Origin of the sequence: Alloalcanivorax balearicus MACL04 (genome assembly GCF_025532145.1) — a bacterium.
Lineage (GTDB): Bacteria > Pseudomonadota > Gammaproteobacteria > Pseudomonadales > Alcanivoracaceae > Alloalcanivorax > Alloalcanivorax balearicus.
This window is the reverse complement of sequence record NZ_ARXS01000005.1, coordinates 89,256-112,954: the sequence shown is the minus strand read 5'-3', so window position 1 is coordinate 112,954 and position 23,699 is coordinate 89,256. Positions and strand designations below refer to the sequence as shown.

The 23,699-nt window shown below is 62.2% G+C and carries 22 protein-coding genes; 13 read left to right on the top strand and 9 right to left on the bottom strand.

The genetic code is table 11. The features are described 5' to 3' along the window. The 4 genes from hisG to MA04_RS06205 all read left to right on the top strand — a co-directional run bounded on the left by hisG (position 1) and on the right by MA04_RS06205 (position 4,786). A complete protein-coding gene (hisG, locus tag MA04_RS06220) occupies positions 1–648 on the top strand; it encodes an ATP phosphoribosyltransferase (RefSeq protein WP_163126415.1) in 648 nt (215 codons plus the stop codon). Between the two features lies 1 nt (position 649). Then, positions 650–1,951 (top strand): histidinol dehydrogenase, encoded by a 1,302-nt coding sequence (gene hisD / locus MA04_RS06215; RefSeq protein WP_262459808.1) that lies wholly within the window; start codon positions 650–652, stop codon positions 1,949–1,951. A gap of 78 nt (positions 1,952–2,029) precedes the next feature. Continuing rightward, complete coding sequence (gene hisC, locus MA04_RS06210) at positions 2,030–3,088, top strand: histidinol-phosphate transaminase (RefSeq protein ID WP_262459807.1); 1,059 nt, start codon at positions 2,030–2,032, stop codon at positions 3,086–3,088. Positions 3,089–3,160: 72 nt separating this feature from the next. Further along, the gene (locus tag MA04_RS06205; protein WP_262459806.1) at positions 3,161–4,786 is read left to right on the top strand and encodes a DUF4139 domain-containing protein; all 1,626 of its coding nucleotides are present in this window, start codon (positions 3,161–3,163) and stop codon (positions 4,784–4,786) included. Positions 4,787–4,891: 105 nt separating this feature from the next. On the opposite strand, the gene MA04_RS06200 is transcribed toward MA04_RS06205, so the two are convergent. After that, the gene (locus MA04_RS06200; RefSeq protein ID WP_163126412.1) at positions 4,892–5,995 is read right to left on the bottom strand and encodes a trypsin-like peptidase domain-containing protein; all 1,104 of its coding nucleotides are present in this window, start codon (positions 5,993–5,995) and stop codon (positions 4,892–4,894) included. A 197-nt stretch (positions 5,996–6,192) separates the two neighbouring features. On the opposite strand from MA04_RS06200, the gene MA04_RS06195 reads away from it, so the two are divergent. The 3 genes from MA04_RS06195 to sat all read left to right on the top strand — a co-directional run bounded on the left by MA04_RS06195 (position 6,193) and on the right by sat (position 9,407). Beyond that, the gene (locus tag MA04_RS06195) at positions 6,193–6,951 is read left to right on the top strand and encodes a Nif3-like dinuclear metal center hexameric protein (RefSeq protein WP_163126410.1); all 759 of its coding nucleotides are present in this window, start codon (positions 6,193–6,195) and stop codon (positions 6,949–6,951) included. A 61-nt stretch (positions 6,952–7,012) separates the two neighbouring features. After that, a complete protein-coding gene (locus MA04_RS06190) occupies positions 7,013–7,930 on the top strand; it encodes a diacylglycerol/lipid kinase family protein (RefSeq protein ID WP_163126408.1) in 918 nt (305 codons plus the stop codon). Between the two features lie 262 nt (positions 7,931–8,192). After that, positions 8,193–9,407: a sulfate adenylyltransferase gene (gene sat, locus MA04_RS06185; protein WP_262459803.1), complete on the top strand. Its 1,215-nt coding sequence runs from the start codon at positions 8,193–8,195 to the stop codon at positions 9,405–9,407. Between the two features lie 102 nt (positions 9,408–9,509). On the opposite strand, the gene MA04_RS06180 is transcribed toward sat, so the two are convergent. Then, positions 9,510–10,022 carry a YhcB family protein gene (locus MA04_RS06180; protein WP_022996245.1) on the bottom strand — a complete coding sequence of 171 codons (513 nt, stop codon included), beginning with the start codon at positions 10,020–10,022 and terminating at the stop codon, positions 9,510–9,512. Between the two features lie 284 nt (positions 10,023–10,306). Here MA04_RS06180 and MA04_RS06175 point away from each other — a divergent pair, with 284 nt between their 5' ends. The 5 genes from MA04_RS06175 (at position 10,307) to MA04_RS06155 (ending at position 16,964) form a co-directional block, all read left to right on the top strand. Then, the gene (locus tag MA04_RS06175; protein WP_262459801.1) at positions 10,307–10,936 is read left to right on the top strand and encodes an alpha/beta hydrolase; all 630 of its coding nucleotides are present in this window, start codon (positions 10,307–10,309) and stop codon (positions 10,934–10,936) included. A gap of 116 nt (positions 10,937–11,052) precedes the next feature. Next, complete coding sequence (gene zapE, locus MA04_RS06170; RefSeq protein WP_022996243.1) at positions 11,053–12,141, top strand: cell division protein ZapE; 1,089 nt, start codon at positions 11,053–11,055, stop codon at positions 12,139–12,141. Between the two features lie 97 nt (positions 12,142–12,238). Continuing rightward, positions 12,239–13,384, top strand: coding sequence for an acyl-CoA dehydrogenase family protein (locus tag MA04_RS06165; RefSeq protein WP_262459799.1), 1,146 nt, complete (start codon positions 12,239–12,241; stop codon positions 13,382–13,384). A gap of 360 nt (positions 13,385–13,744) precedes the next feature. After that, positions 13,745–14,974: an OmpP1/FadL family transporter gene (locus MA04_RS06160; protein WP_205475429.1), complete on the top strand. Its 1,230-nt coding sequence runs from the start codon at positions 13,745–13,747 to the stop codon at positions 14,972–14,974. 139 nt (positions 14,975–15,113) lie between these two features. After that, the gene (locus MA04_RS06155; protein ID WP_262459798.1) at positions 15,114–16,964 is read left to right on the top strand and encodes a hypothetical protein; all 1,851 of its coding nucleotides are present in this window, start codon (positions 15,114–15,116) and stop codon (positions 16,962–16,964) included. Positions 16,965–16,989: 25 nt separating this feature from the next. Here the strand turns inward: MA04_RS06155 and MA04_RS06150 are convergent, their stop codons facing one another. Further along, entirely contained in the window at positions 16,990–17,322 is a 333-nt protein-coding gene (locus tag MA04_RS06150; protein WP_262459797.1) for a type II toxin-antitoxin system HicB family antitoxin, read from the bottom strand. Further along, positions 17,319–17,573 (bottom strand): type II toxin-antitoxin system HicA family toxin, encoded by a 255-nt coding sequence (locus MA04_RS06145; protein WP_262459796.1) that lies wholly within the window; start codon positions 17,571–17,573, stop codon positions 17,319–17,321. Before MA04_RS06145 ends, MA04_RS06150 begins: the two co-directional genes overlap by 4 nt. A 121-nt stretch (positions 17,574–17,694) precedes the next feature. Between MA04_RS06145 and MA04_RS06140 the strand changes: the two genes are divergently transcribed. Then, entirely contained in the window at positions 17,695–18,015 is a 321-nt protein-coding gene (locus MA04_RS06140; protein ID WP_262459795.1) for an HTH domain-containing protein, read from the top strand. 75 nt (positions 18,016–18,090) lie between these two features. Here the strand turns inward: MA04_RS06140 and MA04_RS06135 are convergent, their stop codons facing one another. From MA04_RS06135 to MA04_RS06115, 5 genes are read right to left on the bottom strand one after another with little or no spacing between them, the layout of a single operon-like run. Further along, positions 18,091–19,290 (bottom strand): acyl-CoA dehydrogenase family protein, encoded by a 1,200-nt coding sequence (locus MA04_RS06135; RefSeq protein ID WP_262459794.1) that lies wholly within the window; start codon positions 19,288–19,290, stop codon positions 18,091–18,093. A gap of 8 nt (positions 19,291–19,298) precedes the next feature. Continuing rightward, positions 19,299–20,915 carry a class I adenylate-forming enzyme family protein gene (locus MA04_RS06130; RefSeq protein ID WP_163126388.1) on the bottom strand — a complete coding sequence of 539 codons (1,617 nt, stop codon included), beginning with the start codon at positions 20,913–20,915 and terminating at the stop codon, positions 19,299–19,301. A gap of 10 nt (positions 20,916–20,925) precedes the next feature. Next, positions 20,926–21,633, bottom strand: coding sequence for an ABC transporter ATP-binding protein (locus MA04_RS06125; protein WP_080531419.1), 708 nt, complete (start codon positions 21,631–21,633; stop codon positions 20,926–20,928). Beyond that, positions 21,633–22,400 (bottom strand): ABC transporter ATP-binding protein, encoded by a 768-nt coding sequence (locus MA04_RS06120; RefSeq protein ID WP_205475427.1) that lies wholly within the window; start codon positions 22,398–22,400, stop codon positions 21,633–21,635. The genes MA04_RS06125 and MA04_RS06120 overlap by 1 nt, the downstream gene beginning before the upstream one ends. Further along, complete coding sequence (locus tag MA04_RS06115; RefSeq protein WP_262459793.1) at positions 22,400–23,689, bottom strand: branched-chain amino acid ABC transporter permease; 1,290 nt, start codon at positions 23,687–23,689, stop codon at positions 22,400–22,402. The genes MA04_RS06120 and MA04_RS06115 overlap by 1 nt, the downstream gene beginning before the upstream one ends. Positions 23,690–23,699 lie beyond the last annotated feature (10 nt).

The following is a 23,699-nucleotide window of genomic DNA, read 5'->3' as shown; positions in this document are numbered from 1 at the left end:
ATGAGCCAGAAACCGCTGATCATCGCCCTTTCCAAGGGCCGCATCCTCAAAGACACGCTGCCTCTGTTGAAGGAGGCGGGCATTGAGATGACCGAGGATCCGTCCGCTTCCCGCAAGCTGATCTTCGACACCACCCGCGAAGACGTGAAGATCATCGTTATTCGCGCCACCGATGTGCCGCCCTATGTGCAGCACGGCGGTGCCGACATCGGCGTGGCCGGCAAGGACGTGTTGATGGAGCACGGCGCGGAAGGCCTGTTCGAGCCGCTGGACCTGGAGATCGCCCGCTGCAAGCTGATGGTGGCGGCGCTCAAGGACGCCCCGCCGGTGAGCGGACGCCTGCGGGTGGCGACCAAATTCGTCAATGTGGCGAAAAGCTACTTTGCCCAGCAGGGCCGCCAGGCAGAGGTGATCAAACTGTACGGCGCCATGGAACTGGCGCCGCTGGTGGGGCTGGCGGACCGCATCGTGGACATCGTCGATACCGGCAACACCCTGCGTGCCAATGGCCTTGAACCCACGGAAACGATCGCCACTATTTCTTCCCGGGTGGTGGTCAACCGGGCCAGCATGAAGACCCGTCACAGCCAGATTCAGGCGATCCTGGATCAGGTGGCGAAAGCAGTGGCGGCGCGACGGGAGCAATGACATGAAAACCAACTGGCTGGACGCGGGCGACAGCGATTTCGCCGAGCGTTTGACGGCGCTCACGGCCTGGTCGGAGGAACGCGACGAGGAAGTGGCCGAGCGCGTGCGCGGCATCCTCAAGGATGTCGCCCAGCGCGGTGACCAGGCGGTGATCGACTACACCAACCGGTTCGATCGCCGGCAAGTGACGTCCATGGCCGAACTGACCGTGAACCGGGAGCAACTGCTGGCGGCGCTGGAGCGGATCCCCGTGGCCCTGCGGGAAGCCCTGGAGGCGGCTGCCCGGCGGGTGCGCGCCTACCACGAAAAGCAGAAGCAGGATTCCTGGCAGTACCGGGATGAGCACGGCTCGTTGTTGGGGCAGCAGGTCACGCCGCTGGACCGGGTCGGCATCTACGTGCCCGGCGGCAAGGCCGCCTATCCCAGCTCGGTGCTGATGAACGCGCTGCCGGCCTACGTGGCCGGGGTGGGCGAAATCGTCATGGTCAGCCCGGCGCCGGATGGCGAGTTGAACGACGTGGTGCTGGCGGCGGCGGCGATAGCCGGCGTCGAGCGGTTCTTTTCCCTCGGTGGCGCCCAGGCAGTGGCGGCGTTGACGTATGGTACCGAGACCGTGCCGGCGGTGGATAAGATCGTCGGGCCGGGCAATATCTATGTGGCGGAGGCCAAGCGCCAGGTGTTCGGCAAGGTGGGCATCGACATGATCGCCGGCCCGTCCGAGATTCTGGTGGTGTGCGACGGCAAAACCGATCCCGAGTGGATCGCCATGGATCTGTTTTCCCAGGCCGAACACGACGAGGAAGCGCAGTCGATTCTGGTCAGCCCGGACACGGAGTTCCTCAAGCGGGTGGACACCGCCATGGACCGCCTGGCGCCGACCCTGGAGCGGGAAGAGATCATCCGCACCTCCATGGCCAACCGGGGCGCCCTGATTCAAGTGGCGGACCTGGATCAGGCCCTGGATGTGGTCAATCGCATCAGTCCCGAACACCTGGAATTGTCCATGGATGACGCCGAGGCCTGGGCGCGCAAGGTGCGCCACGCCGGTGCCATTTTCCTCGGACGCCATACGCCGGAGGCGCTGGGTGACTACTGCGCGGGCCCCAATCACGTGCTGCCGACCAGCGCCACGGCCCGGTTCTCCTCGCCGTTGGGCGTGTACGATTTCCAGAAACGCAGTTCCTTGATCGGCTGCTCCCCGGAAGGGGCCAGCGAGCTGGGGCGTATCGCCTCCGTTCTGGCGCGGGGCGAGAGCTTCACTGCCCATGCCCGCAGCGCCGAGTACCGCATCAAGAAGAGCTAACGTCGTGGGGAGTGGCCCGGTCCGCCCCCACGACAGGATCAACGCACCGTAGGAGCGGTCCAGCGACCGCGATGGGTTATGAGCAAATTCTGGAGTCCGTTCGTTCGCGATCTCGCGCCCTATGTGCCCGGTGAACAGCCGAAGATGGCCAACCTGGTCAAGCTGAACACCAATGAGCACCCGCAGGGGCCATCGCCGAAAGTGCTGGACGCTATCCGGGCGGAAGCGGATGACCGCTTGCGTTTGTACCCGGATCCGCGCAGCACCGCGCTGTGCGAGGCCATCGCCGACTACTATCGGATCAAACCGGAACAGGTGTTTGTCGGTAACGGCTCCGACGAAGTGCTCGCCCACATTTTCATGGGGCTGTTTCGCCAGTCCCGGCCGCTGCTGTTCCCGGACATCACCTACAGTTTTTATAAGGTCTACTGCGGGTTGTACGGTATCGACTATCAGACCGTGCCGCTGGACCAGGACCTGTCCATCCGGTTGACCGATTATGATGCCCTGAACGGCGGCATTATCTTCCCCAACCCCAATGCGCCCACCGGCCGTCTGTTGCCGCTGGCGGACATCGAGGCGCTGCTGCGGCGTAACACCGAGTCGGTAGTGGTGGTGGACGAAGCCTATATCGATTTCGGCGGCGACAGCGCCATCGCTTTGATTGGCCGCTATCCGAACCTGCTGGTGACCCAGACCCTTTCCAAGTCCCGTTCCCTGGCCGGCTTGCGTATCGGTCTGGCGGTGGGTGACGAAGCGCTGATCGAGGGGCTCACCCGCATCAAGGACAGTTTCAATTCCTATCCGCTGGACCGGTTGGCGGTCGCCGCTGGCAAGGCCGCCTTCGAGGACGATGCCTGGTTCCGTCAGGGCCGGGATCGGGTAGTGGAACAGCGCGGCTGGTTGATCGGGCAGTTGGCCGAGCGTGGCTTTCAGACGTTGCCTTCCGCCGCCAATTTTGTCTTCACCCGCCATCCCGGGCACAGCGGCGCTGATCTGGCCCGGGGCCTGCGCGAGCAAGGCGTGATCGTGCGTCATTTCGGCAAGCCGGAGCGTATCGCCGATTATCTGCGCATCACCATTGGCACCGCCGGGCAGAATCAGACACTGGTGGCCGCGCTGGACCGGTTGCTATAACCTGCCAGACATTGCTTTTGTTTGGTGGTACACCCGTTTAGTCATACTCTCGTTTAGTCATACAAGGACGCCATGATGAAACGCCTGCTGTTGCCCGCGTTGGTCGCTGGTCTGTGCCCGCCCGCGGCGTTCGCCGCGGTCTTTCCCGTCACCGCTCCGGTAACCGAGGTGGTGCTGTTTCCCTCCCAGGCCGAGTTGACCCGCACGTTGAGTCAGTCGTTGCCGGCCGGGCAGCATCAACTGACCATTGCCGATCTGCCGGAACTGGATTTGGATCGCCTCCGGATCGAGGTCAACGGGGCCGTGCTCGAGGGCGTCCAGCGCCGCCGGGAAAGTAACGCCGAGGATGTCTCCGAGCGCCGCCAGGCATTGGATGAACAAATCGCCGCGCTAGAGCGCCGCATCCAGGAGGCCGCCATCGCCGACCGCCTCGACCAGGATCAGATCCAGCAATTGCAATCCCTGCTCGGGCAGGCGCCGCAAGGGCCGGCGCTGTACAGCGAAGTGCCGGTGGAAAAGTGGTCCAGTGCCTGGGCTCAGATCCGTGAGGCGGTCAATCAGCGTCAGTCCGCGATCAATGAGCGGGCGGCGCAACGGCCGGACTGGCAACGGCAGCTGCAGGCGCTGCAGCAGCAACGCTCGCAGTTGGGCCAACAACAGCAACAGCGCCAGGTGCTGGTGGTGGATCTGGTCGCCGAACAGGCCGGCACCGCGGATCTGGCTTTGCGCTACTTCACCCATCAGGCCGGCTGGAGTAATCAGCTCCAGGCCAACCTGGACAGTGGCGCGGAACAGATTGATCTGAACGCCTACGCCGAAGTCCGCAATAACACCGGTGAGGACTGGAGCGACGTCAAAGCCACCCTCGGGCTGTTGCCGGCCGGCTATCGACCGGTACCGGAACCACAGCCGTGGATCATCGGCCTGCTTAACCCCAATCCCCCGAAAGCCATGAAATCGATGGCAAGGGAAGACGTGGCCTACGAAGCGGCGGACATGTCGATGGCGGGATCAAGCCTTAAAGCCGCCGCGCCGGCTCCGACGCCGCAGCCAGTGGCCCATGGGTTTGATATGCGGGTGCCGCTGGACGCGCCCCTGTCCCTGGCCAGCGACGGCAGCACCGCCCGCATCGCTTATCAGGATGCGGTGGTACCGGTGACCTTGAGCCGCGAGAGCTATTTGTGGCAACAACCCGCGGTGCTGCTGGTGGGGGAATGGAAAAACAGCAGCGGCGTGCCCTGGCTGAGCGGTCAGGTGACGGTGCTGCGTGACGGGCAAAGGCTGTCCAGCTACGGTCGCGCGGAAGGCATCCAGCTCGGGGAAACGGTGCGGATGAGTTTTGGTGACGACCCCCGGCTGCGGGTGGAAGTGGTCACCGAGCCCGCCAGCCGGGGCGAGGCCGGCCTGATCAGCAAGGAGAACACGCTTACGGTGACGCGCAGTATTACCGTTGCCTCGGGCTATGATAAGCCGGTGGACGTGGTGCTGTACGACCGTCAGCCGGTCCCCAATGATGACCGCATCAAGCTGGAAGCCACGGGAGCCCAGCCAGACCAGAGCAATGTCCGCGATATCAAAGGGCTGATGGCCTGGGAGCGCACCGTGTCCGCGGATCAGGAGACGCGCCTGGAGCACGGCTTCCAGCTGCGTTACCCCACCGATATGGATCTGACCGGAGTGGAAGGCCTGCCGCGTTAGGCGACGGGGCGGGGCATGAATTCAAGGGTTGATTCGCTGCCAAGGCAGCTTCCCACAGCAGTGTTTCCGGGCCGCTGTGGGAGCTGCCTTGGCAGCGAATCAGCCTCAGCCCTCAGCCGCCGGCCGGGTGCCGATGGTGACTTCGACATCCATGCGGGTGCGGTTGCGGATCACGTTGAGCGTCACCTTGGTGTCCGGAGCGGTGCCGGCGATGCGGTTCATGGCCTCGTAACCGTCCTTCATGGTCTCACCGTCGATGCCGATCAGGACGTCGCCGGGTTGCAGGCCTCCCTGATTGGCCGGACTGTCCACTACTACCTGGGTGATCACGCCGCCGGCTACCCGATCCATATCGAAGGTTTCCGCCAGAGAAGGCGTGATGTCCTGCACCGTGACACCGAGATAGCCCCGGATCACCCGGCCGTGTTCGATCAGGTCCGACATCACCTCGCGGGCGATGGACGCGGGCGTGGCGAAGCCGATACCCTGCCATCCGCCGGTGGAGGAAAGGATCGCCGTGTTGATGCCGATCAGGTGACCGCGCGTATCGATCAGCGCGCCACCGGAGTTGCCGCGGTTAATGGCGGCGTCGGTTTGAATGAAGTTTTCGAACGTGGCGATGCCCAGATGGCTGCGGCCGGTAGCGCTGACGATGCCCATGGACACGGTCTGGCCCACGCCCAGCGGGTTGCCGATGGCCAGCACCACATCGCCGACGGTCACCTGATCCGGACCGTTCAACTCGATTTTAGGCAAATCCTCCAGGGCGATCTGCAGCAGCGCCAGATCGGTCTCCGGATCCGTGCCGACCACCCGGGCGGGAGCATCCCGGCCGTCGCGCAATGACACCAGGATCTCGTCGGCGTCCCGGATCACGTGATAGCTGGTGAGGATATAACCGTCGTCGGCGACAATCACACCGGAACCCAGGCTGGCCAGGGCGCGCTCCCGGCGAGGCTGTTCCATGAAACGGTTGAACAGCGGATCCTGGGTGATGGCGCCGGTGGAGACGATCTGCGTGGTGTAGATATTCACCACCGCCGGAGCCGCCTGGTTGACCGCGCTGGCGTAGCTGTCCGGGCTGGGGGCGCCCTGGCCGCGCGTGGAGCCGGGTCCCTGCTGGTGCCACCAGAGCACGCCGAACCCCACCAGCAGACCGGCGAGCACCGGTAAGGCGAGGAAACGGATCAGTCGAGTTACAGCCCCCATGAAAATGCCTCGTTTTTTGCCTCGGTGCGCGCACCGGTTGTAGAGAAACAGAGAGAAACTTGCCCCGGCCCGGCGAACCGGCTAGTTTGCCGGGCTGAGCGGGCCGCCGCGGTGGTTCCATAAAGCGCTCATGGTAGCAGATCGACGGTAGAATGGGCTTGCCGTAAGCTGCCAATCGATTCCGGGAGGGTGCCCTCATGCTGAAACGAGACCGTCTGTTGTCGGTGCTGGACACCGAGCTGCAAAGTCACCGGTTCAAGGACTACTGCCCCAACGGCCTGCAAGTGGAGGGGCGCGAGCAGGTGCGTCATCTGGTCACCGGCGTCACCGCCTGTCAGGCGTTGATTGATGCCGCCATCGTCGAGGAAGCGGACGCGATTCTGGTGCATCACGGCTATTTCTGGAAGAACGAGGATGCCAGGGTGCGCGGCATGAAGAAGCAGCGTTTGCAGAGCCTGCTGCGGCATGACATCAGCCTGTTCGCCTATCATTTGCCCCTGGATGCCCACCCCGAGCTGGGCAACAATGCGCAGCTGGCGCGGCGTCTGGGCCTGGTGGTGGAGGGCGGACTACAGCCGCAGGACAGCTTCCCGATTGGCAACGTTGGGCGTTTGGACGGGCCGATGACCGCCGACGAGTTTGCCTCCCATGTGGAATCGGTACTGGGGCGTCAGGTGCTGCATATCGGCGATACTCAGGACGAGATCGAGACCCTGGCCTGGTGCACCGGTGCCGCTCAGGGTTTTATTGATCAGGCCCAGGCGCTGGGCGTGGACGCCTACCTGAGCGGTGAGATTTCCGAACCCACCACCCATTTCGCCCGAGAAACCGGCATTCATTACTTCGCCTGCGGCCATCACGCCACCGAGCGCTACGGCGTGCAGGCCGTGGGGGAATGGCTGGCGGATGAATACGGTCTGGAACACACCTTCATTGATATCGACAACCCGGTTTGAGGCCCCCTTCTGACTCGCCATGGCGTGCCATTCACGCCGGGCGCATGCAGTACAGGACAGCATGAACATAACCGTCATTTTCAATCCCACCGCCGGCGGCGGTCGGGACCGCCGACTGCGGCATTTTATCCGGACCCTGGAGCAGGGCGGAGCGCGCGTCCGCCTCTATCACACCCGCTCTCCCGGGGATGCGATCCGCTACCTGAAGGGCCTGGAAGACCAGGGGGATTGCGTAGTGGCGGCCGGCGGTGACGGCACGGTCAATGAGGTGCTCAACGGCCTGCGGCCCGGTGTGGCGCTGGCGTTGTTCCCGATCGGCACCGCCAATGTACTGGCCAAGGAACTGGGGCTGCCGCGCCGTCCGGAAGCGGCGGCGAAGGTGGTTCTGTCCGGCCGCTCCCTGCCGGTGACGCCGGCGACGCTCAATGGCCGCCGCTTCATGGTCATGTGCGGGGTGGGCTACGACGCCTGGGTGGTCGATCAGGTGGACCTGATCCTGAAACGGCGGCTCGGCAAGCTGGCTTACGCCCTCTGCATGCTTCGGCAACTGGCCCGCTACGGCAAGGTGAGCTATCGGGTATCGGTGGATGGCCGGCCCCTGGACTGTTTCTCCGCGGTGATCACCAATGGCCGTTATTACGGCGGCAGTTTCGTGCTCAGCCGGCAGGCCAATATTGCCCGCGCCAAGTTACAGGTGCTGCTGTTTCAGCGCTCCGGGGTGTGGTTCTTGTTGGGATGCCTGGTGGCGCTGATGATGGGGCGGCTGGAACGGCGGGACGGCGTGGCCTCGGTGAGCGCGGAGAAAGTCACCGTGGAAGTGTCCCGGTATTTGGCCGGCAGTGAAGTCCGACCGGTGGACGAGGCGGCCTGGCCGAGACCGGGGCCGGAGCCGATCCAGGCGGACGGCGATCCCGCCGGTTGGTTACCAGCGGAAATCGTGCTGGAGAATCAGGCGGTGCCGGTCCGGGTGCCGCAATAGAGTTGACAATTGACAGTGGGCAGTTGACAGCGAAAAGACAAAACACACGGCTCCTTAGCCGCTGTGGGAGCCCAGCTTGCTGGCGAAGGTCCGTAAACCTCTTCGCCAGCAAGCTGGCTTCCCACAGCCGCCATTCATGGTTCATCGCCCGTATAGCATAAGACCCAAACGTAATATTCTTAGTAGCGGTGGAGGATCGCCGCCGCCGGCCGGTATAATCCGCGCCCGTTAATGCCCAAAAAATGACCTCTAGGGAGTGAACATGTCACAACTGGTGAAACCGCATGGCAGCGATACGCTGAAGATCCTGCTGCTGGAAGGCTCCGAGCGGGAGCAGGCGCTGCAAGCCGCCGAAACCCTACCGAAAATCACCCTCAGCTCCCGGGAGCGGGGTGACCTGATCATGTTCGGCATCGGCGGTTTCACCCCCCTGGACGGGTTCATGGGCAAGGCGGACTGGCAGAGCGTGTGTGACAACATGACGCTGGCGGACGGCGTGTTCTGGCCGATCCCGATCACCCTGTCCACCGACGCGGCCACCGCCGAGGGCTTGAATGAAGGGCAGGACGTGGCGCTGGTGGATGAGACCGGTGAGATCATGGGCGTGCTGACGCTGACCGAAAAGTACGGCATCGACAAGGCCCACGAATGCCAGCAGGTGTTCAAGACCACCGATGAAGAGCACCCGGGCGTGAAGATGGTGATGGCCCAGGGCGAAGTGAACCTGGCCGGTCCGGTCAAGGTGTTCAGCCAGGGCGAGTTCCCCACCAAGTACGCCGGCATCTATATGACGCCCACTGAAACCCGCGCCATGTTCGAGGAAAAAGGCTGGAAAACCGTGGCCGCTTTCCAGACCCGGAACCCGATGCACCGCTCCCATGAGCACCTGGCGAAAATCGCCATCGAGATCTGCGACGGTGTCATGGTGCATTCCCTGCTGGGCAACCTGAAACCCGGCGATATCCCCGCCGAGGTGCGCCAGGAAGCCATTGGCACCCTGATCGACAAGTACTTCGTGAAGAACACCGTGGTGCAATCCGGCTACCCGCTGGACATGCGTTATGCCGGGCCTCGCGAGGCGCTGCTGCACGCCCTGTTCCGTCAGAATTACGGCTGCTCCCATTTGATCGTTGGTCGTGACCATGCCGGCGTGGGCGACTACTACGGTCCGTTCGACGCCCACCATATTTTCGATGAAATCGCCGATGACGCGCTGATCACCCAGCCGCTGAAAATCGATTGGACTTTCTGGTGCGACAAGTGCGGCACCATGGCGTCCATGCGCACCTGTCCGCACGAAGCGGAAGACCGGGTACTGGTTTCCGGCACCAAGCTGCGCAAGCTGTTGAGCGAAGGCGGCGATGTGCCGGATAACTTCAGCCGTCCGGAAGTGCTGGAAGTGCTGCGCCGTTACTACGAAGGGTTGCAAGAGCACGAGAAGGTGAAAGTGGAGCTGAAAGGCCACTCCGCCCGCTGAGCGGCTGCTTGAAGACTATCGAGACTTGATTCGCGGCCGAGGCCGCTTCCCACGGAGGAGCTACCAAGCTGCTGTGGGAAGCGGCCTCGGCCGCGAAGGGTTTCAGGCTTTCTTGTCGTCGCTTTCGCTGTCCACGTCCGCGTAATCCCGCGGCGGCTCGACGAAGTTCGCCGGCTTCGCGTTGTCGTCCACGTTGACCGGTTCGAACGGACCGTCCGGATTGGCGCGCAGACCGAAATCCTCGGCCAGGGTTCCCTTGGCCTTGGGCGCGTAATCCAGCGGTTGGGATACCGGCATATTCTGTTCGCCGGCGGCGTCCAGGGATTTGGCGGCGGCCCGCTGGCGGCCCGCTTCACTGCACAATTCACTGGCGCCTTCGGACAATTGCTGATGTACCGCGCGATAGGCGTTGGTCAGTTCGTTGACCAACTCGGCGGTACGCAGGAAATGATGATCCACCTGATCCCGATAATGATTGAGCGCCTGACGGGCGTCATCGCGGTCGCGCAGCACGCGGCTGGACTGGCGGCGCGCGGGCAGCAGCCAATAAAGCAGGCCGGCGCCCAGCACCAGGCCCACGGCGAATGAGATCAGATTGGTTGTCAGCATATCCATGTCATACTCCTAGCGACCCTGAACAGGTCCTACTACCCGGATGGCGCACCAGATACCCGGTGGACCCGCTCCGTTCCACACGGCTCGCGCCGTCCACCATTGTCATGCACCATACAACGACGACTGCGCGGTTTGGTGCCGTACCCGGATCAAGCCGTATTGCAGCACAGACATTGCCCGGGCGCCAACTGTAAACGGCCGCCGGCATTTAAAAACATGAGCCGGATCAGCGTCAGGGACCGGCGGAAAAACGCGCGCCACACCAGGAATTCGGGAGGATAATCATGAGCTCAGAACGGCTGTTGCTGGACGGGCCGGAAGGCAAACTCGAGGCCGTGCTGGAAGGGACCACCGAAAACCCGCGGATGATCGCCATTATCTGTCATCCTCACCCGTTGTTTGGTGGCACCATGGACAATAAAGTCGTCACTACGTTGAGTCGCGCCGCCCGCGAGGCGGATGCCGCCGTGGTGCGATTCAACTTTCGCGGTGTCGGCGCCAGCCAGGGCGCCTACAGTGACGGCATCGGCGAAACCGAGGACCTGGTGGCGGTGCATAACTGGCTGAGTAAGCGTTATCCGGGATTGCCGTTCTGGCTGGCGGGGTTTTCCTTTGGCACTTTCGTGGCCGCCCGTGGCGCCGAGGTTCTGGCCGCCAATGACAGCGGACCCAAGGCGCTGTTTCTGGTGGCGCCGGCGGTGCACAACTACCCCTTTGACGAGATCGAATCGGTTGGCTGCCCGGTGACGGTGGTTCAGGGGGAGGACGACGAAGTGGTGCCGGTGGACAAGGTGTTCCGCTGGGTCGAGACCACGCCCTTGGCGCCGGACCTGATCCGTTTCCCCGAGAGCGGCCATTTTTTCCACGGCCATCTGCTGGAATTGCGCGACGTCGCCGCTTCGCGGCTGCCGTGAATAGCGGTCGACGGAATCGTGGCTGGTGAGCCGAGATTCCGCGTGTTGCTTGTCTCCTGGCAATGAGGACGCTACATTGAGCCGCCGTCCACTGGCCGTTTGAGTTTGCCCAACCGATGACGCCGCTAGAGAAGTATCAGGCCGATCTGGCCAGCCCGGAGTTCATGCACGACGCTGCCCAGGAAGAGGCTGTACGGGCCCTGGATGCTCTCTATCACCGGCTGCTTGAGCCACGCAATGGCGGCGGCTTGCTGGGCCGGCTGCGCAAACGCAAGCCAACACCGGAAATGGGCCTGTACATGTGGGGCGGCGTGGGTCGTGGCAAGACCTACCTGATGGATGTGTTCTTCGAGGCGCTGCCGTTCGAGGAAAAACGGCGTATGCACTTCCACCGCTTCATGCAGCGGATCCACCGGGAAATGCGCGCCCGCCAGGGGGAGAAAAACCCGCTCACCAATATTGCCCGGGAATTCGCCCAACGTTATCGGGTGCTGTGTTTCGACGAGTTCTTCGTCACCGACATCACCGACGCCATGATTCTTGGCACCATCATGGAGACCCTGTTCGACCAGGGCGTGACGCTGGTGGCCACGTCCAATATCGAGCCGGACGGGCTTTACAAGGACGGTCTGCAACGGGCCCGTTTCCTGCCGGCCATCGCCTTGATCAAGCAGCATACCCGGGTGCTCAACGTGGACGGCGGCAAGGATTACCGGTTGCGCTTGCTGGAGCAGGCCGAGCTGTACCATTGCCCGCTGGGGCCGGAAGCGGACCGCTTTATTTGCGAACGTTTCGAGGCGCTTTCCGGTGATCATGGCCGCCGCCGGGAGCAGGGCAATATTCTGGTGGAAGGGCGCAAGATCGCCACCCTGAAGTCCGCCGATGATGTGGTCTGGTTCGAATTCGAGGCGCTCTGTGACGGTCCGCGCAGCCAGAATGATTACATCGAAATCGCACGGGAATTCCATACCGTGCTGGTATCCGGCGTGGAACGCATGGGCGTGGCCACCGACGACCGCGCCCGCCGTTTCATCAACCTGGTCGACGAATTCTATGACCGTGGGGTCAAGCTGGTGATGACCGCCGAGGTGCCGATCGAGGACCTCTATGCAGGTGGGCGCCTGGAGTTTGAATTCGAGCGTACCCGCAGCCGTTTGCTGGAAATGCAATCGCAGGAATACCTGGCGAGAGAGCATCTGGCCTGATCGTTTTGGTCATTGTCCGCCCGCGCCACTTGTTTCACTCTGGTTGACTGTTTCGCCGGCTGAGCGCCGGTTTACCCAACAACAACCGGAGAACATCATGATCCCCCGTACCCTGTTCAGTTCCGACCACGAAGCGTTCCGCGATACCGTCCGCCGTTTTCTGGAAAATGAAGCCGTGCCTCACCATGAACAATGGGAAGAGGAGGGCCAGGTGCCGCGCGAACTGTGGCGTAAAGCGGGGGAACAGGGGTTTCTGTGCCCGATGGTCAGCGAAGCCTACGGTGGCATTGACGCGGATTTCCTCTACAGCGTGGTGGTCAGCGAGGAGGTTTCTCGCGCCGGCCTGACCGGTATCGGCTGGGGCCTGCATACCGAGATCGTCGCTCCCTATATCGAGCACTATGGTTCGGAGGCGCTCAAGCAGAAGTACCTGCCGAAGATGGTGACCGGTGAGCTGATCGGCGCCATCGCCATGAGTGAGCCCGGTGCCGGCTCGGACCTGCAAGGGGTCAAGACCAATGCGGTGAAGCAGGGCGATCACTACATCCTGAACGGCTCCAAAACCTTCATTACCAATGGTCAAAACGCCGATATCGTCATCGTGGTGGCCAAGACCGATCCTGAGAAGGGGGCCAAGGGCATCAGCCTGCTGCTGGTGGACGCGGGCACGCCGGGCTTCGAGAAAGGCAAGAACCTGAAGAAGGTGGGCATGAAGGCCCAGGACACCTCCGAGCTGTTCTTCCAGGACGTGAAAGTGCCGGCGGAGAACCTGATCGGCGAGGAGGGCATGGGCTTCATTTACCTGATGCAGGAATTGCCTCAGGAGCGTCTGGGTATCGCGATTAACGGCCTGGCCATGGCGGAAAGCGCATTTGAGCATACCCTCAACTATGTGAAGGAGCGCACCGCCTTTGGGCGTCGCGTCGCCGACTTCCAGAACACCCAGTTCAAGCTGGCGGAGATGCACACCAAATTGGAAGTGGCCCGCGCCTACGTGGACCGCTGTCTGGAGTTGCACCTGAAGAAGGAACTGGACGTGCCCACCGCCGCCGGTGCCAAGTACTACGTGTCCGACCTGCAGTGTGAGATCGTCGACGAATGCGTGCAGCTGCACGGCGGTTACGGCTATATGTGGGAGTATCCGGTGGCACGCATGTTCGCTGACTCGCGGGTGCAGCGTATCTACGGCGGCACCAATGAGATCATGAAGACCATCATCAGCCGGGCCCTGCTCGCTGGCTGATCCGCCCCTCCACTCCTGTCCCCCCCCCACGTACCGGCCGCCTTTGAGCGATCCGGCACGTGGGTGCGGTTTTACAATACAAATCTTCCCCAAATGTATATCTCTGTATAACCTTTGCGCACAAGTGCTCGCTGAGGCGTCCCGGGCCCGTTCCAGTGGGGAAAATAAAAGGAATCCGGGTTCCGCGAACGTCGCAGTGCCCCCGCGAAGGCCATGTTCTATGGCCGTGCGGAAGGCGGCGATTGGCCCAATGTGGTGGCTAGGCGGGTGCTTTTATCAGGTGTATAAGGGGCTTGAGACTTGTTCATGAGTTTCACCCAAGGACGCCTTTATTCAGCTCGCAGGATGATGGAGAAAATCATGAAAATAAAAGGTGCGATTCTGGCAGGATCGGCGCTGTCACTGGCGGTGAGTTCGGCAATGGGTTCCGGGTTCTCTGTCTCTTATCAATCCGTTTCCGCCCTGGGTACCGCCTATGCCGGTTCCGGGGTGCTCAGTGAAGACGCCTCCAATCAATGGTATAACCCGGCGACTCTGGCTGGCCTGAAGAAGGCCCAGGTCTCCGTGGCCGGTCATCAGGTCTGGATCGACACCGACTTCAAAGCCGATGGTGTGGGTGGTCCAGGCAACTTCAAGGATGTGGAGCCGTTTGTCGGCAGCGCGTTTCTGGCGGTACCGATCAACGACACCATGACCTTTGGTCTGGCGCTGACCGCGCCGTTCGGCACCAAGATCGAGTATCAGAACGGTTGGGGTAACGTCGTGGCTCCAGGCGTTACCTCCGGTGATTTCTACGCGCAGGAATCCGACGTCAAGACCGTGAACATCAACCCGTCCCTGGGTATTCAGGTCACCGACCGGTTGAACCTGGGTGTGGGCGTCAGCTATCAGACCATCGACGCGGATCTGCAAAACGCCGCCACCCGTCTGGAAGGCGACGATGATGCCGTGGGCTGGAACGTCGGCCTGACCTACCAGGCGGACGACAACAACCGCTTTGGTGTAGCCTATCGCTCCAAAATGGAATACACCGTGGACGGTGATATCACCTTCCATCCGGTGTCCGCCGGACCCCTGGCAGGAAAATATTCCGGCAAAGCCGACATTGATCTGCCGGCCAGCCTGCAGCTCTCTTACGCCGGTAACATGACCGACCGTACCCAATTGCTGCTGGGCGTCGAATGGATGGAGTGGAGCGACCTGAGCACACTGGACGTCAAACACAGTGGCCCGGCTCCGTTGCCGAATCCCGCCGTGGAAAACTTCGACTGGGAGAACACCGTGCGTTACTCCCTGGGTCTGCGTCACACTCTGACCAACGACACCGTGTTGCGCTTCGGCGTGGCCAAGGAAGACTCCACCCAAGGTACTTCCAACCGGTCCGCGGCGTCTCCGGACTCTGATCGCGTCTGGGTTACCCTGGGTGCCGGCTTCAAGCCCACCGACAACATGAGCATCGATGTAGGCTACGCGCATATCTTCGTCAGCGACGCGGATATCACCCGTCAGGACGGTACCAAGCCGCCCCTGTCCGGCACCTACGAACTGGATGCCAACGTAGTGGGCGCACAGCTCAACTACACCTTCTGATCGCCTTTCGGGACGATCTCGACGGCGCGGCTTCGGCCGCGCCGTTTTTGCTTCCGCACTCCTTCCCGTTAACGTAAACCCTATTGTCCCGCCATTACCCCTCCTTCAGTCTGTCGATAACTCGGACCGGGATGGGATCATGTTCAGAGTCGCGCTACTGCTGTTTTTTATACCGCTGGTGGCTTGCCGCTCCAGTGGCGGAGAGCCGGTGCCTCAAGATGACGTCACCGAACTGACCCTGTATGGCGACAGCCACGCTCGTATCAATGAAGTGGTGGGCATCGTCGCTGTTTTGCCGGACCGGTATGATCAATACCAATGGACACAGCTGGACGGCACGCCGGTGGCATTACCGGACCGCCACGGTCCGGCGATCAGCTTCCGGGTCGGCGACCCCGGGCTTTATCGATTTCGTTTCCAGGCCGGCTCGGACCAGGGCAGCATCAGCGATGAGTTTGCCGTCACGGTGGCGGATGACGGCGAGCCGGCCCGGGCCGCTCTGCGTGCGGATCGCTCGGTCAGTGCCGGCGGGCGCACTTCCCTGCGTTTCTGGCTGGATGACCAGGCGCCGGCCTCGGCACCCCGATTTCGTCAGGTGAGCGGCCCCGCCGCCGGCCTCGCCTACGGCAGTGACCCGGCGTTGGTGTACCTGACCGCGCCTGATGTGCCGGGCGACCGGGTACTGGTGTTCGAAGCCAGCGTGGATACCGCTGAAGGCACCTTCACTGACCAGGCGCGGGTGGTGGTACGCAATCGTCCGCCGGTGACCAGCCCCTACTTCTGTGCCGGAGACGGCGCGAACTGCGCCACGACGACACCGCTGCAGGAAGTGCGAGCCTATCGGCGGGATTCAACCTATCGGCCGGTATTGGAACGTTGTGTCTATGACAATCAACTGGATGGTGCCCGGCTGTGCCGGGTGTCGGAACTGCCGCCATTGGGAAGACAGGGGGATTTGCCCACGGTGGACCGGATCATGGATCGGGTGCTGGTCAGCCACGACTGGATGGGCGAGCGTTTCGAAGCGTTATTACGCGACCCTGAGACGCAAACGGATTTGCGCCACCTGCTGCGGCCAGTGACCGCCGTGGTGATCTCCAGCGACCTGCGCCCCTCGTTTTACTGGGCGCTCACCGGCGCCATCTACCTGGATCCCCGTTACCTGTGGCTCACCCCGGAGGAGCGGGATCTGATCAACGAGCAGCCGGATGCCCGTAGTGGTTTCGGTGAAGACCTGCCGTTCCGGATCGTCAGCCGTTTTCTCTCCGACCATGGGCCCATGCCCACTTTGCCCGCCGCCGGCGAGCGGGTGGTGATCAGCGAAGATCGCTTGCGCCCCCGACTGACCAACACCCTTTATCACGAACTGGCCCACGCCAACGATTATCTGCCGCCTTCCGTGCTTCCCTTTCTGGACGCTGAGCTGCGTATCGTCGACGAGGTCAATCGCCGCACACCGGTTTCCGCCACCTTGCCCGGAGGTCCACGGGACACCAACTTGACGCAACTGGCCCGGGTCCGCTATTACGGCGACCCCATCACCGAAGCGCAGAAACAACTGGACCCGGATCAGGTGGCGGACTGGTTCTTCGCCGACGTCACCAACGACTTCTACGCCTACACCACGCCCCGCGAAGACCTGGCCATGCTGTTCGAAGAGGCCCTGACCGGATTTCGTCTGGGATACCAACGGGATCTCGCCGTCACCGACATCGACTATGTAGTGCGCCAGGGCTGGCGGCATCGCATCGCGCAAAACGGCGTGGCTGAACGGGTGGGGTATGTGCTGGACCGGATCTATCCCGAGCAGGCGCCGGCCATTCGCGCCCAAATGGAAAGCCTCACTCCGGAGCCGCTATGCGCGGGGGTGTCGTTCGTATCTAGCGGCCCTGAGTGCGCGATGCCAATGGCCTTCCCGGCATCGCCGGGAGCGTACCAATACCGGCCGGAGCCGCATGAGCATTTCTCTCCACCTTCGGTGCGTCCTTAGGTGGGATGGCTTTATTGCTGGACTGTTATGTGCGAGTTTCTCGGCTCAGCACATCGGTGACCCATTGGTTGATGCTCTTGTGCGCGAGTTCAGCTCTGACCGCAACCGTTGCGTGCAACTCTGGCTCCAGTCGCAGGCTGAGCTTGCCGGAGTAGGGTTTTTGCGGCTGGCGATTCAGTTTGGCGCAGGTATCGAGATAGTCATCGACGGCTTCCTCGAAGGCGGCGCGCAATTCCTGAACGGACTCGCCATGAAAGCCCACCACATCACGAATGCCTGCGATGTGTCCCACGAATAGATTGTCTTCGTCACTGTAATCGATGCGGGCTGCATAGCCCTTGTAGGTCATTGCATTCATGGGGTAACTCCTGCTTGCTCAAGGAAGGCCCGTGCGTCACGTACCTGATACGGCTTGGCCTCCTTGTCGGGATGGGGACGGTGAAAAGTGCCGATCACACCATTCAGCTCGAAGCGCACCCTCGAGCCATTCCCTTCGATAGTGTTGGCACCGAGAGCCATAAAGAGCGACTCAATCCGCTTCCACTCCAGCGATTTCGGAGCAGGGCTGGAGTAGATGGCCTTCAGAGTGTTGCGCTGCTTGCCGTTCATGGTATCAAATAGTAATACCATTTCTCTGGTATGACAAACTCAGGGAGGCTCGGCTTGGGTTGTGACGCAGTTCACAAAAGAGTAAAGTCGATTATAAAAGAAAAATGCATAAGGATTTGCCGTGACCCACCTGGAGCGTTTTTACCGCATCCACGGTCTGTTGCGCAGTGCCCGGCAACCCGTACCCATGCGGCGACTGATCGAAGAACTGGGGGTAACCCGCAACACCATCACCCGGGATTTCGAATATCTCAGGGATTTCTTTGGCGCGCCCATCGTTTACGACCGGGACCGCAACGGCCATTACTACGACCCGAAACCGTTCGCTGCCGCGCAGGCAGGGAGAGAAGTGCAGGCCATGTTTATTGATAGTCATAAAGATGTCTGCTTTGAAGCAGAGGGTGAGTCAGGGCGCCAGGGAAGGGTGATCCTGAAGGCATGAGTTGAGGCCGGTATCATTGCCCTTGGACCGCTCCCACAAGACGATCTTGTGAGAGCAGTTAGGCAGAGTGCCTGATTAACGATACCGCGCCAGTTCCAGCCGTCCGATCTGGTTGCGGTGGACTTCGTCGGGGCCGTCGGCCAGGCGCAGCATGCGCGCGTTGGCGTAGGCTTTGGCAAGGCCGAAGTCGTTGGTGACGCCACCGCCGCCGTGGGCCTGGATGGCCCAGTCGATGACACGGGCGGCCATGTTGGGGGCGGCCACCTTGATCATGGCGATTTCCTTGCGCGCCACTTTGTTGCCGACGGTGTCCATCATGTGAGCGGCGTTGAGTACCAGCAGCCGGGTCTGGTCAATGAGAATACGGGATTCGGCGATGCGTTCCAGGGTCACGGTTTGTTCCGCCACCGGTTTGCCGAAGGCGACCCGTTCCTGGGTGCGTTTGCACATTTTCTCCAGCGCCCGTTCCGCCAGGCCAATCAGACGCATGCAGTGATGGATACGGCCGGGGCCGAGGCGGCCCTGGGCGATTTCAAAACCACGGCCTTCGCCCAGCAGCATATTGCTGGCGGGTACGCGCACGTTTTCGAAACGGACTTCTCCGGTGACGTCCGGCGTGCCGGAAAAGCCGAAGACGGGCAGGGGGCGGACCACGGTAATGCCCGGGGTGTCCCGGGGCACCAGAATCATGGATTGCTGTTTGTGCCGGTTGGGGTTGTCCGGGTCGGTCTTGCCCATGAAGATGAAAATCTTGCAACGCTCATCCGGCGATCCCGAAGAAAACCATTTGCGCCCGTTGATGACGTAGTCATCACCGTCACGCACGATGGCGCTTTGGATGTTGGTGGCGTCGGAGGAGGCCACGTCCGGTTCGGTCATGGCGAAGCAGGAGCGGATCTCGCCGTCGAGCAGCGGCTGCAGCCATTGTTTTTGCTGCTCCGGCGTACCGTAGCGGGCCAGCACTTCCATATTGCCGGTGTCCGGGGCCGAGCAGTTGAACACTTCCGGCGCCCACATTACCCGTCCCATGATTTCACACAGAGGAGCGTATTCCAGATTGGTGAGTCCGGCGCCGTGTTCCGATTCCGGCAGGAACAGGTTCCACAGGCCGGCGGCGCGGGCTTTCGGCTTCAGTTCCTCAACCACTTCCGGCCAGTAGTTGCCGGCGGCCAGCTCCTCTTCGTAGCGGGCTTCGTTGGGATAGATATGTTCGTCCATGAAGGCGTTGAGCTGGGCGATGAGTGTTTGTGTTTTTTCCGGGTAGGCGAAATCCATGGTGGTTCTCAACAAGGTTCGGTTTCGGGGTGGGCGAGGCGATCGCGCAAGGTGGTCTTCATTACTTTGCCGTTGGCATTGCGCGGTAGCGGCTCCCGTTGCAGATGAACAAAATCGAGGACTTTGTAGTCGGCCAGGCGTTCGGCGCAGAAGCGGCGGAGCGTATCGGCATCGAGGTCGCTGTCCTGACTGCTGACCACCGCCAGAATTTTTTCGCCGAGCACCGGATCCGGCACGCCGATCACCGCGCACTCGGCCACGGCCGGGTGATAGGCGATGGCGTTTTCCACTTCGATGCAATAGATGTTGTAGCCGCCGCGAATAATCATGTCTTTCTTGCGATCAAAGATGCGCACATAGCCATCGGCGCTGATGTCACCGATGTCGCCGGAGCGCCAATAGCCGTCGACGAAATTCTCCGCGGTGCGTTCCGCATCCTGCCAGTAGCCGGGAATCACCACCGGCCCGGAGATCCATAACTCCCCGGACTCCCCCGCCGGCCGCTCTTGGCCTTGTTCGTCCATGATGCGGATATCTACGCCATCCAATACCCGTCCGATGCTGTCCAGGTGCTCCAGCTGTGTTTCCGGTGGCATGGCGGTGACGGCGGTGCAGGTTTCCGTGGCGCCGTAGGCATTCATTAATTGCAGGTGTGGCAGCCGCTGGCCAAACTCGACGATGGTCGATTCCGGCATGGGGGCGCCGCCGAATGCACCGACCCGCCAGCTGCTCAGATCAAGCGTGTCGAAGTTGGCGCGCATCAGGCATAGCTTGTACATGGCAGGAACCATGATGGTGCTGGTGGCGCTTTCATCGGCGACCAGTTGATTGAATTCGGCGGCGTCGAATTGCGGCATGATCAGAGTGCAGCCGGCCATGTGCGCCATGGTGAAGATGATACCCATCAAACCAGTGACGTGGCTGCCGGGAACGGCCAGGACGGAGCGCTCGGCGAAGCGCAGGTCCATGGATTTTTCCCACAGTTTGACGGTATGGGCGATATTGAGGTGGGTCTGCATGGCGCCCTTGGGGCGGCCGGTGGTGCCGGAGGTGTAGAGCAAAACGGCGGTGTCTTCCTGGTCGGGGCGGGCCAGCGGCAGCCTGGTGTCGGCGCCTCCGAGCAAAGCCTCGAAGGGGCGGGCTCCTTCGGCGTCGCCCCCTGCCGCGAACAGCGCGACCAGATCTTTGGTGGCGCCGCCGTCGTGTAGCCGCTGTACCAGGTCGGCTTCGGCGATAGCCACTTTGGGCGCGCAATCGGAAAAAATATAGCCGAGCCCGACGCCTTGTTCACGGGCGTTCAGGGGAACCGCGATGGCGCCGAGCCAGAGCGCGCCATAAAGGCCGTACATCAACGCCGGGCCGTTGCGCAGCACCAGCGCCACCCGGTCTCCGGGGCGCACCCCAAGTTGCTGGAAGGCGGCCGCGACCCGCGAGGCCCGCCGTGCCAGTTGGTGATAGCTGACGCGTTCGCCCTCGACCACGAAGGCATCGCCGTCGGGATTGCGCTCCAGGGCGGATTGCAGCATGGCTTGCACCGAGGTTGGCCGCTGCCGGAAACAGCGAATGACACGGCCGCCGAAGTGCGTTTCGTAATGCATGTCGAAGCGATTGCTGGGATGGTTCACACTGCTCTCCTCAGGCCACTTCCAACCAGTCGCGGCGAATGTCATCCCGCGCCTGCATGTCGGCGGTGGAACCGGTGAAGACGATCTGGCCGTGTCCCATCACCAGTACATGGCTGGCCACGCGCAAGGCCATGGTCATCTTCTGTTCCACCAGCAACACCCCCACGCCGCGCTGGTGAATGTCACGGATCACGTCCATGACCACTTGCACGATCATTGGCGCCAGTCCTTCGGTGGGTTCATCCACCAGCAGCACCAGTGGATTGCCGAGCAGCGAACGGCAGATGGTGAGCATTTGCTGTTCGCCGCCGGACAGGTAGCCGGCTTTCTGATTGCGGCGTTCACGCAGGCGGGGGAAGTACTGGTACATATCCTCCGCCTGCCAGCGAGGGGCGCCCTCGGCGCCGGTCTGCATGCCCATCATCAGATTTTCTTCCACGGTGAGGTTGGGGAAGACCTGACGTTCTTCCGGTACGTAACCCAGGCCGCGCCGGGCGATGACATGGGCCGGACGGCCGGCCAGATCCTCGCCATTGAGCGCCACCTTGCCCTGGCTGGGAGGCACCAGCCCCATCATCGCTTTCAGGGTGGTGGAGCGGCCGGCGCCGTTGCGCCCCAGCAAGGCGACGATGCGGGGTTCCGGCATGGTGAAACGCACGCCGTGCAGAATATGGCTCTTGCCGTAATAGGCGTGCAGATGGTCGATGTCCAACAGCATCAGTGTTCCTCCTCCTCGCCCAGATAGGCGCTTTGCACCTCCTGATTAGAGCGAATCTCCTCGGGACTGCCGGTGGCGAGAATACGGCCGTAGACCAGCACCGAGATGCGGTCGCACAAACCAAACACCACGCTCATGTCGTGCTCCACCATCATCAATGTCTTGCCTTCGGTGACCTGGCGGATCAACTCCACCATGTAGGCGGTTTCGTCCCGGGACATGCCGGCGGTGGGTTCGTCCAGCAAGATCACTTCCGCGCCGGTGGCCAGGGTCATGCCGATCTCCAGCGCCCGTTGCTCCGAGTAGGTGAGATCCGAAGCGAGGTTGTCGGCACGGTGGTCCAGGCGCACTTGTTGCAGCAGAGCATGGGCTTCGTCATTGATGGCGCGCATCGGTTTGATCCGCCGATACAGGTTGAAGCGAATGCCGTGCCGGGCCATGACACCGATGCGGATGTTTTCGAAAGCGCTCATGCGGCTGAACACATTGGTGATCTGAAACGACCGGGTCAGACCGCGACGGCTGATCTGTTCCGGTTTCAGACCGCTGATGCGCTGGCCGCGCAGATAGATCTGCCCGCCGCTGGGGCGGTGCTCTCCGGAGATCAGATTGAACAGGGTGGATTTGCCGGCGCCATTGGGGCCGACCAGGGCGTGGCGTTCGCCTTGTTTAATAGTGAGGTCCACGCCGCGCATGATTTCCAGGCCGCCGAAGTGTTTTTGCAAGTCGTCGATAACCAGGACGTCGGGCTGCATTCCGGTGTCCATCAGCGTCCTCCTTCCATCAGTTGCTGCGTGGCGGCGGGGACGTCGCCGTTGTCATCGTCGTCGTCCTTGTCCCATAACGCCTTGATGCGGGCGAAGGCTCGGCGCAGCAGGTACAGACCGGGCACCAGCAACAGCACCGGGAACAGCCACGTGAAGGGATGGAACACCTGCCATTCCCGGGCGAACACCGTGTACGGCGCATATTCGCCGGTGCGGGCCACCGCCGCCGCGTACTCCCGGGACAGCACGATTTCCAGACTCTGCACCACGAACACGGTGGCGCAGGCGACCATCAAGCCGGCCAGAGTGGCGAGCGCGTACGGGGCGGCCAGCCGCTTCCAGGGCAAGGCATGGCGTTGTTCGATGTGAGCCTGGATGACGCCGCCGATGCCCTTGGGCGCGAACAGCATGACCAGCACGAAGATGATGCCCTGATAGAGCATCCACGAGTGGGTGACGCCCGAGACCACGAAGGTGAACAGTGACAGCACGCAAGCGCCGACGATCGGACCAAAGAAGATGGTGGAACCGCCAACGAAGGTATGCAGCACCACCAGGGCCGAGACCTGGGTGCTGAACACACTGTAGTTGGCGGTTTCGTTGGAGATCGCCATGAGGCTGCCGGCGACACCGGAGAACATGGCGGAGATGGCGAATACCACGATCTTGGTGCCGTGGGCGTTGAAGCCCATGAAGCGGATGCGCTGCTCGTTGTCGCGCAATGCCAGGGTGAGCCGTCCGAAAGGCGTGCGGGTGTAGGCGTAGAGCAGGCCGATGCAGATCACCACCCAGGACAGCGTCAGGTAATAGACTTCCAGCGTGGAGCCGAAGGTGAAGCCCAGGGAGGGCATGCGCATGGACGATAATCCGGCTTCGCCGCCAAACATTTCGTCCCAGTGCGGTGCCAGGGAGTGCAGCAGCTCCGCCAGAGCCAGGGTCACCAGCGCGAAATAGACGCCGGAACGCATGGTGGCGAAGAAGCCGGCCAGGGCGCCGCACAGCAGGCTGACGGCGGCACCGGCCAGCGGCAGCAGCACGGTGGGGAAGGGGATATCCCCGTATTCCACCGACTGCATCAGATGGATCACGGTGAAGGCGCCGACACCAAAATAGGCGGCGTGACCGAAGGACAACATGCCTCCCTGGCCCACCAGAAGATTGAAGGCGGCGGCGAACAGGGCGGCGATCAAGGCGTTGATCAGCGCGTACTGCCAGCCGGTGCCGAGCAGGGGCGGCGCGATGATCAGCAGCGCCAGCAGAGCCAGGATGGCAATCAGGGCGTATCGCATCGTGGCCTCC